Here is a 15,933-nt window from a genome sequence, read left to right on the forward strand (position 1 = left end):
TCACCTTATTTCTCGAATTTCTTAACAATAATGGACCCGTTATGGCCGCCAAATCCCAGGGAGTTGGAGAGGACATACGTCAAATCCGCGTCTCTTCCTTCATTGGGAACATAGTCCAGCGTCAGCTCCGGATCTGGCTTTTCAAGGCCGATGGTGGCCGGTATAAATCCATCGTTGATGGCTTCTACGCAGAATACGGTTTCGATTCCGCCCGCTGCTCCCAGCAGATGGCCGGTCATGCTCTTGGTGGAGCTGATGGGTACCTTGGTATCGTCTCCGAAGATCTTTTTAATGGCATTGGTCTCAAAGAGGTCGTTATATGGAGTTCCCGTACCATGGGCATTGATGTAGTCGATTTTGTCCGGTGTGATGCCGGCTTCCTGAATGGCCAGCTCCATGGCGTCGGCCGCGCCTTCGCCGTCCGGAGATGGCGCTGTGATGTGGTAAGCATCGCAGGTTGCTCCGTATCCTACCATTTCGCCATAGATTTTGGCGCCTCTTGCCAGCGCGTGCTCCAGCTCTTCCAGAATCAGGAATCCTGCTCCTTCTCCGAGAATAAAGCCGTCTCTTTCCACATCGAAAGGAGTGGAGCACCTTGCCGGGTCGGTTCTGGTGGACATGGCTTTCATATTGGCAAATCCCGCGAAGCAGACGGGCGTAAACACCGATTCGGCTGAGCCTGCCAGCACAACGTCCGCATAGCCGTGCTTGACATTGCGGAAGGCTTCTCCCACGCTGTGGGTTCCTGCGGCACATGCGGAAACTACGCCGAAGCAGGAGGCTTTGGCGTTGAACTTAATGGCCAGGTTTCCGGCTACCGCGTTGGGCATGACCATGGGCACCAGCAGGGCCGAAGCTCTGGTCACATTATCCTTTTTTACACATTTGGTTACTTCTGCTTCCAGAGTGGTGATTCCGCCGATTCCCGTTCCGCCGAATACGCCGAACCGCTGGGGTTTTACGTTTTCACCGCTGACAATCCCCGCATCCTGCACTGCCTCTTCCGCTGCCGTAAGGGCCAGCTGAGATGATAGGTCCAGCCGCTTGGCTTCCCGCTTGTCTCCGAACTGAAAATCTTTGACTTCCGCACCCATCTTTACTTTGTGGGGGGTGATATCAAATCGGGTGATCTCTCCGATTCCGTGTTTGCCTGCTTTGATGCTGGCCCAGGAATCCGCGACGTTATTTCCAACAGGAGTAACTGCTCCTCTTCCCGTAATTACAACTCTTTTTTCCATTTATCCAAATCCTTTCTCTTTACATGGTTAATCCGCCGTCAACGCAGATGGTCTGTCCCGTAATATAGGAAGCGCTGTCGGAAGCCAGGAACAGGGCAGTCTTTGCAATGTCCTCCGGTTTTCCCGTGCGTCCCAGGCTGATGGCCTCTGCAATCTTGGCTTTCTGATCGTCAGTCATAACGGCTGTCATATCGGTATCGATGAATCCAGGAGCGATGGCGTTGACGGTAATGCCCCGTCTGCCCAGCTCCTTGGCCGCCGACATGGTCATGCCGATGACACCGGCTTTTGATGCGCTGTAGTTGACCTGGGCCGGATTGCCCTTCACTCCGGCCACCGACGACAGGTTGATAATTCTGCCGGATCTCTGTTTGATCATGACCTTGGAAGCCTCGCTGAGGAAATAAAAGGAACCGTTCAGGTTGGCGCTGATCACATCGGTAAAATCTTCGGCTGACATGCGCATCAGCAGCTTGTCTCTGGTGATGCCGGCGTTGTTGACCAAAATGTCCACTTTTCCGAACAAGTCTTTGGCCCTGGCGACAGCTTCCTTTGCCGTCTTAGGATCCGCCACATCTCCTTTCAGCAGTTCCACCCTGGTTCCGTGCTGTGAAAGCTCGGCTGCTGTTTTCTGCGCCTGCTCATCGTTGCTCCGATAGCAGAGGAGCACATCGGCGCCGTTTTTGCAGAATTCAGCGGCAATGGCCTTGCCGATCCCGCGCACGCCTCCTGTAATTATGGCTGATTTTCCCTGTAACATAGCTATTCTCCTTTTTTCAGAGCCGCCAGCCCTTCAATGGTCTGCTGCAAGCTCTCCTCATTTTCGATATTAAACCTGGCGATGGACGAATCGGTCTTTTTGGCCAGCCCGGATAAGGTTTTTCCAGGTCCGATTTCAATCAGCGCTTCTGCGCCGTCGCGGACAAAATTGCGGATGGTCTCTTCCCAGTAAACCGGGCTCATGGCCTGTCTGGACATGATATCAGCCAGATACTCACATACGTCGCCGCCGTCAAAGTCCTTCATCATATCCTCTGCGGTTACGTTGGCATAAATCTTTGCCTGAGGAGCACCAAGTCCTGCTTCCCGGAGCACGTTCTTCAATTCTTTTGCCGCCGGAACCATCATCGGGCTGTGGAAGGCTGTTCCCACCGGCAGCACCATGGCCCGAATCTTCTTGGCCTTGGCCGCCTGTACAAAGCGTTCGATCGCTGCTTTATCGCCTGCCACAACGGTCTGTGCCGGAGAGTTGAAGTTGACCCCTTCCAGAACCCCGTCTTCTCTGGCTTCTTCCACCACCTCCAGGATCGGTTCCCGTTTTCCCATGGCTGCTGCCATCGCGCCCATGGGTTTGCCGTCGGCCCCCGTTCCGGCTTCATTCATCAGTTTTCCCCGCTTGGTGACGATTTCCATGCCTGTTTTGATCTCATCGATAACGCCGGCTGCGGTGAGGGCAGCGTACTCGCCCAGGCTGAATCCTGCATAGCCTATGATTTCCACATCATCCTTCAGTCCCGCCTGCTCCAGTGCCTGCAAAAATGCTTCATAAGCAGCCATGGTTACGGTATAGATGCACGGCTGGGTCACGTGGGTCTGCTTTAAGGTCTCTTCATCGCCTTCAAAGCACCATTCCTTCACCTGTTCACCTGCCATGTCAAAGATTGCTTTTGCTGCCGGGTAGGTATCGTACAGATCCTTTCCCATTCCGCTATATTGAGCGCCCTGCCCTGCAAATGTGATTCCGATCTTCATAAATCTCCTCTGCCTCCTTAAATAGTTCTTTGATAATCTCTGCCGCCGGCTGTTCTTTTTTTACCATTCCGGCGATCTGCCCGGACATGATGTTGCCGTGGTCCGCGTCTCCATCGCGCACAGCGGCTGCCAATGTTCCTGTACACAGTTCATTGATCTTTTCCAAGTCCTCATTTTTCTTTTCCAATGCCAGAATCTCTCTGGCCAGCTTATTTTTAATTACTCTCACCGGATGGCCCGTGCTCCTGCCGGTGGCGACGGTGGATGAGTCCTTTGCTTTCAGAATGGCATCCTTATACCCCTGGGCCACGATGCACTCGTCGGCTACCAGAAATCGAGTTCCGATCTGCACGCCCTTGGCTCCCAGCATATATGCGGCTGCCACGCCTCTTCCGTCTGCGATTCCCCCTGCTGCCAGAACCGGAATCTTTACCGCATCCGCAATCTGGGGAACGAGGGCCATGGTCGTAGTTTCCCCGATATGGCCTCCGGCTTCCGTTCCTTCTGCCACCACTGCGTCTGCTCCGGCCCGCTCAACACGAATGGCCAGCGCCACGTTGGCGACCACCGGCACTACTTTAATGCCGCATTCTTTCATTCGTTTAATGTATTTTCCCGGATTTCCGGCTCCTGTTGTGACCACCGCCACCTTTTCTTCGCATACTACATCGATCAATTCATCTACGTTGGGGGCCAGCAGCATGATGTTAACACCGAACGGCTTGTCTGTCATTTGGCGCGTTTTCGCGATCTGGTCTCTCAGCCAGTCTGCCGATTCTCCGCCTGCGGCGATGATTCCCAGACCGCCGCCGTTACTCACAGCTGCCGCCAGATTGCATTCTGCGATTCTGGCCATCGCCCCCTGGATAATTGGATATTCTGTTCCCAACACTTCGCATACGTTTACCATTTTATTTTCCTCCTGCTTCTTATCGGATATGGGACGAGCTTACCATTCTATAATGGCCGCAGCGGCACAGAGCCCGCCGCCAAATCCCATGACTGCAATTTTATCGCCTTTCTCCATTTTACCAGTTTTTGAAAGGTCATACAATGCCATTGGAATACTTGCTGAAGAAACATTGGCGCTCTTGTTGATGCTGATCTGAAATTTTTCGATGGGTTGATTGAGCCTTTTGGCCGCTGCTTCCATGATACGGCCGTTGGCCTGATGGGGAACGAACCAGTCGATATCGTCCAGCTCCAATCCCGCCTGCTTTAGCGCTTCCATGGTCACCTCTTCAATGGAGTTGACCGCGAATTTGAACACTGCTTTGCCTCGCAGCGCCAGGTGCTGGGGTTGATTCTCATCCTTATAGAACGGCGTCTGATGATATTCTTTGCCGCAGGTCAGCACACCCTTTTGGTCATCGTAATTTTTTAAGTATGTAGCCAGAATACCCGGCCGTTTTGGATTGTTCTCCAGTACCGCCGCCCCGGCTCCATCTCCAAACAATATGCAGCTGGAACGTTCTTTCCAGTTGGTAATCCTTGAAAGCCGCTCGGCCCCGATCACTAGCGCCCTCTGAATATTCATGGTGCCCGCACCGGGCGCGGCGCCGTTTTTCATCAGCGCCTCCGCACACCAAATCCCGTACATAAACCCGCTGCACGCCGCGTTTATGTCAAAAGCGACGGCATGATCAAGCCCTAATCTCATTTTTACCTGTGCGCTAGTTACCGGCACCATGGCATCCGGCGTGACGGTAGCCACCAGCACCAGACCGATGGAGTCACGGTCGATGTTGCCCAGAGCTTCTTCTGCTGCTTTGCACGCCAGGTCAGTTCCTGACTCACCGGCTGCGATGTGCCTCTGCTCGATGCCGGTCCGTTCGATGATCCAGGTGTGATCGGTATCTACCAGGTCGGAAATGTCGTCATTTGTCACGACTTTTTCCGGCAGACATTTCCCTAATCCTACAATTTCTACGCCCAAATCGTCCTCCTTTTGAAATTAATTTACTTCTAAAACAAAATACTTTGATGATCAAACTATTTATTTAATTATAGTTTATTTTCAAAAAAAGTCAATGTTTTTGTTGAGTCTTTGACCGTTGTAAAAACCTTCCTTGCAAGTTGTCCGCCTTTTGGGTATAATCTGCTTTGCGGCTATATTTGGATGCCGTTTGAGCAAAGGAGCAGGTATGAGTATTTTAACAGTTGAACATTTATCCCATGGCTTTGGCGACAGGGCCATTTTTAACGACGTATCCTTCCGTCTGCTGGCCGGTGAGCACATCGGACTTGTGGGCGCCAACGGAGAAGGAAAGTCTACGTTTATGAATATTGTCACCGGCAAGCTGGCGCCGGATGAAGGAAAGGTGGAGTGGGCCAAGAACTGCCGCATCGGTTACTTGGATCAGCACACGGTTCTGCAAAAAGGCATGACCATGCGGGATGTGCTCAAGTCGGCCTTTTCCTGGCTCTTTGAGATGGAGGCGCGCATGAACCAGATCTGCGACCAGCTGGGATCGGCCGATGAGTCGGAGATGGACATGCTCATGGAAGAGCTGGGAGAAATTCAGGATATGCTGACCATGCACGATTTTTATATCATCGATGCCAAGGTGGAAGAGGTGGGAAGAGCCCTGGGCCTTACGGACATCGGTCTGGACAAGGATGTGTCTGATCTGTCCGGCGGCCAGAGGACAAAGGCCCTGCTGGCAAAGCTGCTTTTGGAAAAGCCGGATATCCTCCTGCTGGACGAGCCGACCAATTATCTAGATGAAGAGCATATTGAGTGGCTGAAGCGGTATTTGCTTGATTACGAAAATGCCTTTATTCTCATCTCCCACGATATTCCTTTTTTAAACAGTGTCATCAATCTGGTCTATCATATGGAAAATCAGCGGCTGGACCGTTATGTGGGCGATTACGACAAATTCCAGGAGGTCTATGCGGTGAAAAAGGCCCAGCTGGAGGCTGCGTACAAGCGTCAGCAGCAGGAAATCAGTGAGCTGAAGGATTTCGTGGCCAGAAACAAGGCCCGGGTGGCGACCCGCAATATGGCCATGTCCCGGCAGAAAAAGCTGGATAACATGGAACGGATCGAGCTGGCGTCTGAAAAACCCAAGCCGGAATTTAACTTCCAGAAAGGGCGCACTTCGGGGAAGGTGTTGTTTGAGACTCGGGAGCTGGTGATCGGCTATGATGAGCCTTTGTCCAAACCGCTGAATCTTTCCATGGAGCGGGGACAGAAAATTGCCTTGATCGGCGCCAACGGCATCGGCAAGACCACGCTGCTGAAAAGTATCCTGGGTCTCATCCCGCCCCTTTCCGGGAAATGCGAGCTGGGTGATTATCTGCAGATCGGTTATTTTGAACAGGAGATGGCGCCGGGAAACACCAATACCTGCATTCAGGAAATGTGGAATGAGTTTCCGGGCATGAATCAGTTCGAGGTGCGGGCGGCGCTGGCAAAGTGCGGGCTGACCACCAAACATATTGAAAGCCAGGTGCGGGTTCTCTCCGGGGGCGAGCAGGCGAAAGTGCGGCTCTGCAAGCTGATCAACCGGGACAGCAATCTTTTGCTGCTGGACGAACCGACCAATCATCTGGATGTGGATGCCAAGGCGGAGCTAAAGCGGGCTTTGGTGGATTATAAAGGAAGCTTGCTTCTGATCTGTCACGAGCCGGAATTCTATCAGGATGTGGTGACGGATGTCTGGGATTGCAGCAAATGGACGACCAAGCTGGTTTAAGGCCGCCGGGTGACGGCTACGCTTTGCAAGGTGGAGTTTTGGGGAATATGGGGTGCCTCGGGGCTGGCGCATCATGGAGCAGTGGTGTCTGGGATGCCTTGGGCGCTTCAGATTACCTTTTTGGGTTTTTTTGAGTTTAGGGGGCGGGTCTCGGGGTACTTTGAGGGTGCCCCGAGTTGCCGCAGGAAAAAAGCGAGAATTTTATTGAAAATTTACCGGATTTTTACCTTTGTTGAAATTTGGTGCCGCGCAAAGCAAGAAGGCCGCCTGCAGAATAGTGTCGAAAATTGTCGAATTTAAATCAGCAGCTTCAGCAGATCGTCCGCTTGATCGATGATATAATCCGGCCTGTTGGGGCCGGTCTTTTCTTCTTCGCTCACCGCCATGGCCCAGCTCACCAGCACCGACTTGACGCCGGCATTTTTCGCGCAGAGGATATCGAACATGGTATCCCCCAGCATAATACTCTTTTCCGGTACAGAGCCCAGCTTTTCCAGGGCAATATTAATAGGCTCCGGATCCGGTTTATGTTTATCCGTATCATCGGCAGTCACGACGGTATCAAAGTATTCCATGATTCCGTACTTTTCCATTCCCTGCTCTGTGGTCCTTCTTAGTCTGGAAGTAACCATGCCCAGCTTATATCCCCGCTTTTTCAGCTCTGCGATCAGTTCCTTCATCCCGGGGAACAGGGAAATCAGCTCGCCAAAATTGTCATAATGGTAACTCCGATAAACCTGAATCGACTCTTCCACCGGTACATTGGGAAAGAGCTTTTCCATGGTCACTTGCAGCGGTTCCCCAAAGGTGGCGATAATTTTCGCCTCGTCCTCTTCCCGGTTTTCCAGGGTTCTGAAAGTATGCTGCCAGGAATTGATGATTACATCGTTGGTATTCATCACCGTTCCGTCAAAATCAAATAGTACAGTATCTATTTTACTCATAATGATTCTCCTTTTACATGCTGCCTATTATTATAGGACGGAACCGAAAGTTTTGCAATGGGCGGCAGACAGAATTGGGAAAGGTTTGGTTTTTGGAGGCGGTGGCCTAACGAAAACAAGGAATTTTGAATGAAGTTAGTGTAAAGGCAGATGTCTGGCAGGTTTGGGCCAGGTGCATGAAGTAAGACGTTTCTTCTACGAAAAAAGGCCGCCTCTATAGGCGGAGACCCATAAGGAAGTAAAAAGTGTTTTGGTCGGAACCGGCGTGTTAAGTCATGCCGGTTCTGATTCGTTTAGAGACTCCCTTCCAATCTTCAAAGGGATGCGGATTTGCCCCACATAGGTAAAGTATAAATCTATCTGCACATGCTTTCTTCCATTCTCCCTTACCGGGCTGTGTACCACGATCTTGCTCACAAGTGCATTGAGGATGGCGGCGTCGAGTTCCGGTATATCCAGGTACTTGTCCACCAGCTTCAGAAACTCGTTCACATCGGAAACCTGCCCGGCCTGTGCCTCGATTTCCCGTTCCAATACGGCGGTAAGCTGCTCAATCTCCGCCTGCTCCTTCTCATATTGGCGGGATAATTTTAAGTACCGGCTGTCAGACAGCTTGCCCAGCACATTGTCCTCATAGATGTGTTGGATAATCCGGTCCAAATCCTCCATCCGTTTTTTCGCCCCGGAGAGGGTTTTCTGCTTTTCCGCCAGTTCTGCCTTGCGGCTTTCCTCGTCCTGCGCCAGCATTTCCAGTTTGAAATCCTTCTGGAACATACGGACATAACTCAATGTCTGCCGTATGGTTTCCAGCACAATTCGGTAAAGCACCTGTTCCCGGATATAATGGATTTTACAGGAGCCGGTGTTGCTCTTGTAATTGGAGCAGACGAAATGGTTCTGGCTGCCGTCCTTGTAAGTGTTGCAGGTGCAGAAATACAGCTTGGCCCTGCAGTCGGCGCAGTAGAGCAGGCCGGTGAACATGCTGGTCCTTCCTGTTTTTGTCGGCCTGCGTTTGTTCTTCCGCAACTCCTGTACCCGTTCCCATTGTCCTCTCTCGATGATGGCGGGCTGGGTATCCTCAAATATTTTCTGATTCTCAATCGGGTTTTCCATCTGCTTTTTGAATTTCAGGGACTTGGTATAGGTCTTGAAGTTCACGGTACAGCCTGTGTACTCCCGCCGCTCCAATATCCTGGCGACAGATTTAGCGCACCACTGATAAAGATTTTCCGGCATGGCCCAGCCTTTCTGCCTGGCGTGATAGGCGGTAACGGTCGGCACCTTGTCGGCTGTGAGGATTTTGGCAATCTGCATGGGGCCTTTCCCCGCAATACAGAGGTTAAAGATACGTCGCACCACCTTTGCCGCTTCTTCATCCACAATCCATTTCTTTTTGTCCTGCGGGTCTTTTATGTACCCATAAGGCGGGTTGCTGGCAATATGCTCCCCGGCTTCGCCCCGGATTTTTACCACCGCCCGGATTTTCTTGCTGGTATCCTTGGCGTAGTAGTCGTTGAATACATTTTTGAACACCGCAAAATCATTTTCCCCCTTGGCGCTGTCCACATCGTCGTTGATAGCGATAAAGCGGACGTCATAAGCGGGGAAGATGAAATCCTGAAGCCGCCCCATGTAGGAATACTCCCTGCCCAACCGGGACAGGTCTTTGACAATCACAGCGGATACGCTGTAATCCTCCACATATTTCATCATTTCCTGAAAGCCCGGCCTTTGAAAGCTGGTTCCAGAATATCCGTCGTCTACAAAGAATTGGATATTCCGAAACCCGTGTTCGTCGGCGTATTTGCTTAGAAGGGCTTTCTGGTTGGTAATAGAATTGCTTTCCCCGTCCAGGGCGTCGTCCTGGCTCAAGCGGCAGTATAATGCGGTGATCTTGTCTGGCTGCTGGTTCATTTGCTTCTCCTTTCTGTTCAGGCAGCCAAGTAAACGGTTGCCCTTATTATAACGCTCCGGTTTAGATTTTTCAGCTATGTCTCTGACTCTTTTTCCTGTAAATCTTTCTCCATCAGCCGCTTTAATTTCTTTACGATCCCTTCCGAGCCTTTTTCCGCAAAGTGGGGAATGACCCTGTAGACGGAGGCACCTTCAAAGTATGTATATTTGCTGTTTCCCAAATCAAAGTGATACGCACCGTCTTTGAAATACTTTTCCATCCGTTCCCCCACAGCGGGGTCAAAGTCTTTCAGCAGTTCATACAGCTTTTGTTCATCGGTCATTGGCGTCCCTCCTTTTGTCAACAGGCAAATTCAATGTGATAATAGCTGGCCTGCCGAAGCCCTGTTTCCGGCGGACGATCAGGCCGCAGGATTCTAGTTCGTGAAACGCCCGTGTTGCTACCTGCCTGCTCCGGCGGAGTTTCGCTTTGGCGTCCTCCACAGTGAAGTACAAGCGGATGGTCCCATCCGCTTCGATATAGCCTTTCTTTCTGGAAATCCCTGCCCGGTCCAAAAGCAGGGCGTACAGCACCTTGGCGTCATTGGATAAGTCCAGGGGGATAAGGGAACGTGGGAAAATGATGTAAGACGAAATCTCCGTATCTGTTTTGAATGGAATCATAAATTCACCTTCCTATCCATCGGCATGATAGATAGATTGATATTGACTGTTTTGTATTTAACTTTTTCTTATTAACTACCGTCTAAATCCGGGCTGTCAGAGAGGCGGGAAAGCTGCGGACTGAAAAACAGGATATGGACGTTTCAGAGCGTCAGCTTTGCCATGTTCTGAAAAACCAATCCTGGATATTCCCGTTTAGGAGGTAAAATGAGGCGGCAGCCTATATGTACGCAGCTTGCTGCCTGTTCGGGAAAATCCCGTTTAGGTCAAGAGCCTGTTCGGACAATTAGAAGTCCGTTTGGGATAGGTATAAGGGATTTATCCCTCTATCCCATTGACCGGCGCTTATAAAGCCTACAGAATCAATGGTTTTTCTCCCCTAATTGTCCACAGGCAACCCGCCTTTTCCGGTCGCTGGCTGTTTTCTGCCTGCGGTGAATAATGGCGGCGCAGGCCTTACAGTATTTTGCCCGGTTGGAACCGGGGAGAAAGGATTGGCCACAGACAGTACACCGTTTATGTTCCTTCCGGTAAAGCAAAGCAGCCGCCAGAGGTTCATCCAAGGGCAGGACAGCGGCACGGAACCACCTGCACAGCAGGGAGTAGGAAATGCTCTGCACGCACACGCATTCTTCTCCATCGTCAAGGGCAAGGCAGTTCCCGCTCTCATAGTTGCAGCACTGATGAACCAGCTTTCTGGCTCTGCGGTAATGGGAATAGGTCATGATGGGGATTTTTTCTTTGATTTCCATCGCCTCCTTTCAGGCTGTTAAAAAACTCTCCCTATCTATCTGTACATTTTGAAAGCAAAATGACACCCCCTTTTGAAAATAAATTTGAGATGGCTCAAAATATCTTTCATATATCCGTACATTTTTCGGGGGATTGTTGCATGGGTAAACACAAAAATATGCTTCTAATAGTCACTTCATTTCTCAGAGATTTTTACAGTGGGGGGGTAAAAATTAAAAAAATACCACCACGACTATTTCAAGCCATGATGGTATTTCTCAAATTTCAAACTTATAGCCGATGCGACGGATAATAAAACCGGAGGAAACAAAAATTTTACGCCAGTTTCCAGCTTTGGCTCTCCGTTTGTAACTTCACCATTCGGGCATACAAGCCGTTTTGCTTTAACAATTTTTCCGGTGCGCCTTCTTCGGCCACGGTTCCTTCAGAAAGCACCACGATCTTATCTGCCCCGGCTACGGTGCGCATCCGGTGGGCGATCACCAGCACCGTCTTATCCGCAATCAGACGGGAGAGGGCAGTTTGAATCAGGGTCTCGTTCTCCACATCGAGGGAAGCGGTTGCTTCATCCAAGAGAATAATCGGCGCGTTTTTCAGGAAAGCGCGGGCAATGGAAATACGCTGCCGTTCACCGCCGGAAAGCTCGCAGCCGTTTTCCCCGATGTTGGTATGCCAGCCATCCGGCAGCTTTTCGGCAAATTCATCCACATTGGCAAGTTTTGCCGCTGCTAATACCTGTTCGTCGGTTGCATCCTTATTCCCAATTCGTATATTCTCCAAAATGGTATTGTCAAACAGCGTAACATCCTGAAACACAATGGAGAACAAGGAAAGCAGAGCCTCCGGGTCCATTTTGGAAATATCCATACCTCCCACAGTGATTTTTCCCCGGCTCGCATCCCAAAACCTTGCTGCAAGCCGCGATACCGTGGTTTTGCCGCCGCCAGAGGGCCCTACTAAAGCTGTGACTTCGCCCTGTTTTGCGGTAAAGGAAACATCCTTCAATACGGTTTTTCCTGTGTTGTAAGCAAAGCCTACATGGTCGAAGGTAATATCATAGCCTTTGTTGGAAAGTCTGTTTTCTCCCTGCTGAATCGGGTGATCGAGAATTTCATTCATGCGGGCGATATTAGTGCGGGTGCTGATAACCGCCGCCAGATTTTGCAACGCCCCTTGCAGCGGGTCATAGAGCCGTGAAACAACCAGCAGGAACATGAAGAAAGTCAGGACATCGAGGTTGCCGCCTATCAGCAGAATAGAGCCTACCAGCGCAACGGTGGCAATTCCCAGCTTTAATATGAGTGACGCGGACACCACAAAGGCAGCCAACCCAAACTCATTGAGAATGGAACGATATTCCACGGCACGGATTTTCTTTTCTAAGCCTTTCAGGTATTCTGCTTCGGCATTGTTGGCTTTTAAGTCGCGCACCGTCTCAATGCACTCCTGAATCCCGTCGGCGCAGGCCATCTTTACATCCATCGCTTTCTGATTGAGCCGTTCCTGCACCTTGGAGGAGAACCCCACAATGGCAAAGGCCACCGGCAGTACCCACAGCGCCGCTAATGCCATGCGCCAGTCGAACACCAAAAGGCTAATGGAAATTAAGACAGTGGAGATGATGGAGCCTGCCAGTTCGGGAATAAAATGGGAAAAGCTCTGCTCCAAAAAGGTGCAGTCGGCCATGATGGTGCTGGTGAGATCCGCCAAATCCTTTTTTCCAAAGAAGGACAGCGGAATCCTCCGAAGTCGTTCGGCCAGCGTAATCCGCCGCACACCGCTTTCTGTATAAGTGGCAAAGTAGGTGGCGTTGTACTGAAAGTATGTGGTAAGCAGGATCAGGCCGATACACACCACGCAGCCCACGATGTAAAAAGCAATTTTTTCGCCGGGTACGCCGCCAGCCATCAAATCGCCTACCAAAAAATACAAGAGGCCCACTGGGAACATAAAGGAAAGATTTTGAAGAACGCAGGCAAGGCAGCCTTTTACCAGATCCTTCGCCCCCTGCTCGGAAAGGGCATACCGTTTTTGCAGCCGTTTTATCATGTTATTGTACCTCCTTTGCAACCTTCCATTGAACAGAAGTTTGATAGTCCTGCCACATGCGGCTGAATACGCCGCCTTTTTCCAACAGCTCACGGCTTTTGCCGCTCTCTGTGATCTGCCCGTCCTCAATGACATAGATTTGGTCTACGCCAGCCACGGTAGAGAGCCGATGGGCGATCATAATCACCGTTTTCCCCTGTGACAGCTTGGAAAAGGCTGCCTGTACGCGGGATTCATTATCCGGCTCGGCAAAGGCGGTGGCCTCGTCTAAGATTACGATAGGCGCATTTTTCAGCATCACGCGGGCAATGGCGATCCGCTGCTGTTCGCCGCCGGAAAGGTACACACCTTTTGTCCCTATCACGGTGTCTGCGCCCCTCGGCAGCTTTTCCAGAATATCATCGCACTGGGCGTTGTGGAGGGCAGCCATGATTTCTTCCCGGGTAGCATCCGGTTTTCCCATGCGCACATTTTCCAAAATCGAGGCTTTGATTAGGCGGCTGTTCTGGAATACAAAAGAAACGGTATTCATAAGTTCCTCTTTGGCGATGTTCTTCACATTCACGCCGCCAATCTTCACCTGCCCGCCTTGCGGGTCAAAGAACCGGCAGATCAGATTGGCAAGCGTGGTCTTGCCACCGCCGGAAGGTCCCACAAAGGCCACCGTCTGCCCTGCGGGAATTGAAAGGGAAATATCCTTGATGACCTCGTTTTTTCCATCATAACTGAAATGAACATGGTTAAGCTGTACCGAAGCGCCGTTTGGGTGTTCCGGCTGTGCTACTTCTGCAAGAGGGTTCAAATTCAATACGCTGTCGATTCTATGCAGGGCATCGTCCACGATCATGGCATTTTCGCTCTGAAACATGATACGGGTAAGGGTGACGGAGATGATGGGCGTGATGATGATGTAGAACATCAAATCCAGCAGGAAATCCTTCGTAACGCCGCCCCCTGTAAAAATCAACGCACCGGCAATCAGCGCGGCAAAGACGCCGTTGATGGCTGCCGTATAAAACATCATGGGTGCTCGAAGCTGCTTGGTATAGGCAATCACCCACACCTTATACCTATCAATGGAATCCTTGAATTTTTTGAAGGAGAATATGGTCTGCCCGAAGGTTTTCACAACGGGAATCCCCCGTACATACTCCACCGCTTCATTGGACATATCATCGAGAGCGTTTTGGTATTCTTTCATTTTTTCCTGCATTTTCTTTCCGGTCATCGTCATCATAATCAGAAAGCCCAACAAAACTGGCACAAGGCTCAAAAGTCCCAGCCGCCAGTCGAACACCAGCAGCAGAACCAAAAGGCCGCATGGTGTCGCAATGGCATTGGCACGGTCGGGAAGCTGATGCGCCAGATAGGTTTCGGTGGCGGCGCTGGATTCATTGACGATTTTGCGCAGCCTGCCGCTGCCGAATTGCTCTGCAAACCCCAGCGGCAGCTTTACAATACGCTCCATCGTTTGCAGGCGCAGGTTGGTGGCAATGCGGAACGCCCCTTTGTGGGAACACATCAGAGCGCCTATGTAGACCAACACCGCGATCACTGCGAACAGCACCGCCATCCAGCCGTTACGGGTCAGGTTTTGCGCATGGCTGAAATCCGGCGCAAATGTCAACACTTCCTGCATGACCTTCCAGATATAGTAGAAAGGCACTAACGCTATGAGGGCGCTGATGGCCGAAAGCACCCAGGAAGCGTAAGTCAGGTATTTGTGGCCGCCTGCAACTGCAAGCAACCGTGATAGATTGGATCGTTTTTTCAAAGAAAATTCCTCCTTTTCGTTTATTTATGATAAAGAGAACACAAGCGCGTTCTTCTTATATCCGTATAAGTTAGTTATTGCTAACCTATGGGCAAAAATTACAGGGCGTTACTGCCCCATAATTTTCATCCATCCGGCTGTATAGAAAGCCCGCATTTCCTTCACATAGTTTTCTGCGTTATGAAGCGGCATTTCGTGAATCACCAGTTCAAAGAAAGTATGAAACATGCCGGTAATCAGAATATGCTCCAGCGCAGGGTCGATCTGCGGGGAAGGACGACCAAGCTCCTGCAAAACTTTCTGATAGGCGTGGGTTGCCGCCACTTCAATCTCCACCATTTCATCGATGAAACCGAAAAACTTCGTCCCCTCCGAACAGCAGAGAATCAGTTTACATTCTTCCAGATGTTCGTAGGCGTAGTGGAGCATATCAAACATGCAAGCGCCGGAAAAATCTCCCATAACCTCCGGCTGCTGCTCGTGGGGGAGATTAGCAAATTCTTTCTGCGCTTTTTGAAAACAGCCGAGCAGATACGCATAATGCTCGCCTACCAAAGCCTCGAACAGTTCTTCTTTACTTTTATAATATCCGTAAAAGGCTCCAGTTGTCATACCTACGGATTTTACGATATTCCGCAGGGAAGCGTCTTTGTAGCCTTTTTGCAAAAACTCCGCTTTTGCGGCCCGGTGGATGCGTTCTAAGGTTGTCAGATTTCCTTCTATCCTTCTCACCTCCATAACACTGTTATATATCACTGTTATATTTTATTCCAAGAGGCGGGTCTTGTCAAGAGGGAAATTACCCATAGAATCATTTCAGAGACATTGAAGATAAAACAAGGTGAGGCAGCGTTTATACACTGCCTCACCTTTCTATTTTTCTTCAAACTTATAGCCGATGCCGTAGACGCTTTTCACATAGTCCGGCAGGTCGGGAGCGATCTTTAGCTTCCTCCGTAAATTACTCACATGGTTGTTGACTACTTTGCGGGAATAGTAGGTATAATCTTCTTCCCACACCAGATCCATAAGCATTTCATAGGTGAATACCCGCTTCGGATTTAAGATAAGCAAGGAGAAGATTTCAAATTCCTTGACGGTCAATTCTATCGACTGCTCCAATCTGCCAGCCGGTTTCAGCTAAA

General features: G+C 50.6%; 14 protein-coding genes and 1 pseudogene. 1 reads left to right on the forward strand and 14 read right to left on the reverse strand.

Annotated features, from left to right (window positions below):
* Nucleotides 1–5: 5 nt before the first annotated feature.
* From fabF to NIA71_RS09240, 5 genes are read right to left on the reverse strand one after another with little or no spacing between them, the layout of a single operon-like run.
* On the reverse strand, nt 6–1,238 hold the full coding sequence (fabF, locus tag NIA71_RS09220) for a beta-ketoacyl-ACP synthase II (protein ID WP_148396804.1): 1,233 nt from the start codon (nt 1,236–1,238) through the stop codon (nt 6–8).
* Nucleotides 1,239–1,257: 19 nt separating this feature from the next.
* Complete coding sequence (fabG, locus tag NIA71_RS09225) at nt 1,258–1,998, reverse strand: 3-oxoacyl-[acyl-carrier-protein] reductase (protein ID WP_148396805.1); 741 nt, start codon at nt 1,996–1,998, stop codon at nt 1,258–1,260.
* 2 nt (nt 1,999–2,000) lie between these two features.
* Nucleotides 2,001–2,990 (reverse strand): ACP S-malonyltransferase, encoded by a 990-nt coding sequence (locus NIA71_RS09230; RefSeq protein ID WP_148396806.1) that lies wholly within the window; start codon nt 2,988–2,990, stop codon nt 2,001–2,003.
* Complete coding sequence (fabK, locus tag NIA71_RS09235; RefSeq protein ID WP_148396807.1) at nt 2,947–3,900, reverse strand: enoyl-[acyl-carrier-protein] reductase FabK; 954 nt, start codon at nt 3,898–3,900, stop codon at nt 2,947–2,949. Before fabK ends, NIA71_RS09230 begins: the two co-directional genes overlap by 44 nt.
* 39 nt (nt 3,901–3,939) lie before the next feature.
* The gene (locus NIA71_RS09240) at nt 3,940–4,926 is read right to left on the reverse strand and encodes a 3-oxoacyl-ACP synthase III family protein (RefSeq protein WP_148396808.1); all 987 of its coding nucleotides are present in this window, start codon (nt 4,924–4,926) and stop codon (nt 3,940–3,942) included.
* 208 nt (nt 4,927–5,134) lie between these two features.
* On the opposite strand from NIA71_RS09240, the gene NIA71_RS09245 reads away from it, so the two are divergent.
* The gene (locus tag NIA71_RS09245) at nt 5,135–6,691 is read left to right on the forward strand and encodes an ABC-F family ATP-binding cassette domain-containing protein (protein ID WP_148396809.1); all 1,557 of its coding nucleotides are present in this window, start codon (nt 5,135–5,137) and stop codon (nt 6,689–6,691) included.
* A gap of 296 nt (nt 6,692–6,987) precedes the next feature.
* Here NIA71_RS09245 and ppaX read toward each other — a convergent pair whose 3' ends face one another.
* From ppaX to NIA71_RS09290, 9 genes and pseudogenes are all read right to left on the reverse strand, one after another.
* A complete protein-coding gene (gene ppaX / locus NIA71_RS09250) occupies nt 6,988–7,635 on the reverse strand; it encodes a pyrophosphatase PpaX (protein ID WP_148396810.1) in 648 nt (215 codons plus the stop codon).
* A gap of 273 nt (nt 7,636–7,908) precedes the next feature.
* Nucleotides 7,909–9,549, reverse strand: coding sequence for a recombinase family protein (locus tag NIA71_RS09255; RefSeq protein ID WP_253020272.1), 1,641 nt, complete (start codon nt 9,547–9,549; stop codon nt 7,909–7,911).
* A gap of 74 nt (nt 9,550–9,623) precedes the next feature.
* A complete protein-coding gene (locus NIA71_RS09260; RefSeq protein WP_253020273.1) occupies nt 9,624–9,872 on the reverse strand; it encodes a hypothetical protein in 249 nt (82 codons plus the stop codon).
* Nucleotides 9,862–10,212: a replication initiator protein A gene (locus NIA71_RS09265; RefSeq protein WP_148396812.1), complete on the reverse strand. Its 351-nt coding sequence runs from the start codon at nt 10,210–10,212 to the stop codon at nt 9,862–9,864. Before NIA71_RS09265 ends, NIA71_RS09260 begins: the two co-directional genes overlap by 11 nt.
* 362 nt (nt 10,213–10,574) lie before the next feature.
* On the reverse strand, nt 10,575–10,958 hold the full coding sequence (locus NIA71_RS09270; RefSeq protein WP_415270827.1) for a cysteine-rich VLP domain-containing protein: 384 nt from the start codon (nt 10,956–10,958) through the stop codon (nt 10,575–10,577).
* Nucleotides 10,959–11,280: 322 nt separating this feature from the next.
* Nucleotides 11,281–13,014: an ABC transporter ATP-binding protein gene (locus NIA71_RS09275; protein ID WP_148396813.1), complete on the reverse strand. Its 1,734-nt coding sequence runs from the start codon at nt 13,012–13,014 to the stop codon at nt 11,281–11,283.
* 1 nt (nt 13,015) lies between these two features.
* Nucleotides 13,016–14,788: an ABC transporter ATP-binding protein gene (locus NIA71_RS09280; protein ID WP_253020275.1), complete on the reverse strand. Its 1,773-nt coding sequence runs from the start codon at nt 14,786–14,788 to the stop codon at nt 13,016–13,018.
* Between the two features lie 108 nt (nt 14,789–14,896).
* A complete protein-coding gene (locus tag NIA71_RS09285; protein WP_148396976.1) occupies nt 14,897–15,526 on the reverse strand; it encodes a TetR/AcrR family transcriptional regulator in 630 nt (209 codons plus the stop codon).
* A gap of 135 nt (nt 15,527–15,661) precedes the next feature.
* Nucleotides 15,662–15,907 (reverse strand): annotated as a pseudogene (locus tag NIA71_RS09290) (winged helix-turn-helix domain-containing protein); the annotation flags it as partial.
* Between the last annotated feature and the right edge of the window lie 26 nt (nt 15,908–15,933).

Origin of the sequence: Ihubacter massiliensis (assembly GCF_024125305.1) — a bacterium.
GTDB classification, from domain to species: Bacteria; Bacillota; Clostridia; order Peptostreptococcales; family Anaerovoracaceae; genus Hominibacterium; species Hominibacterium faecale.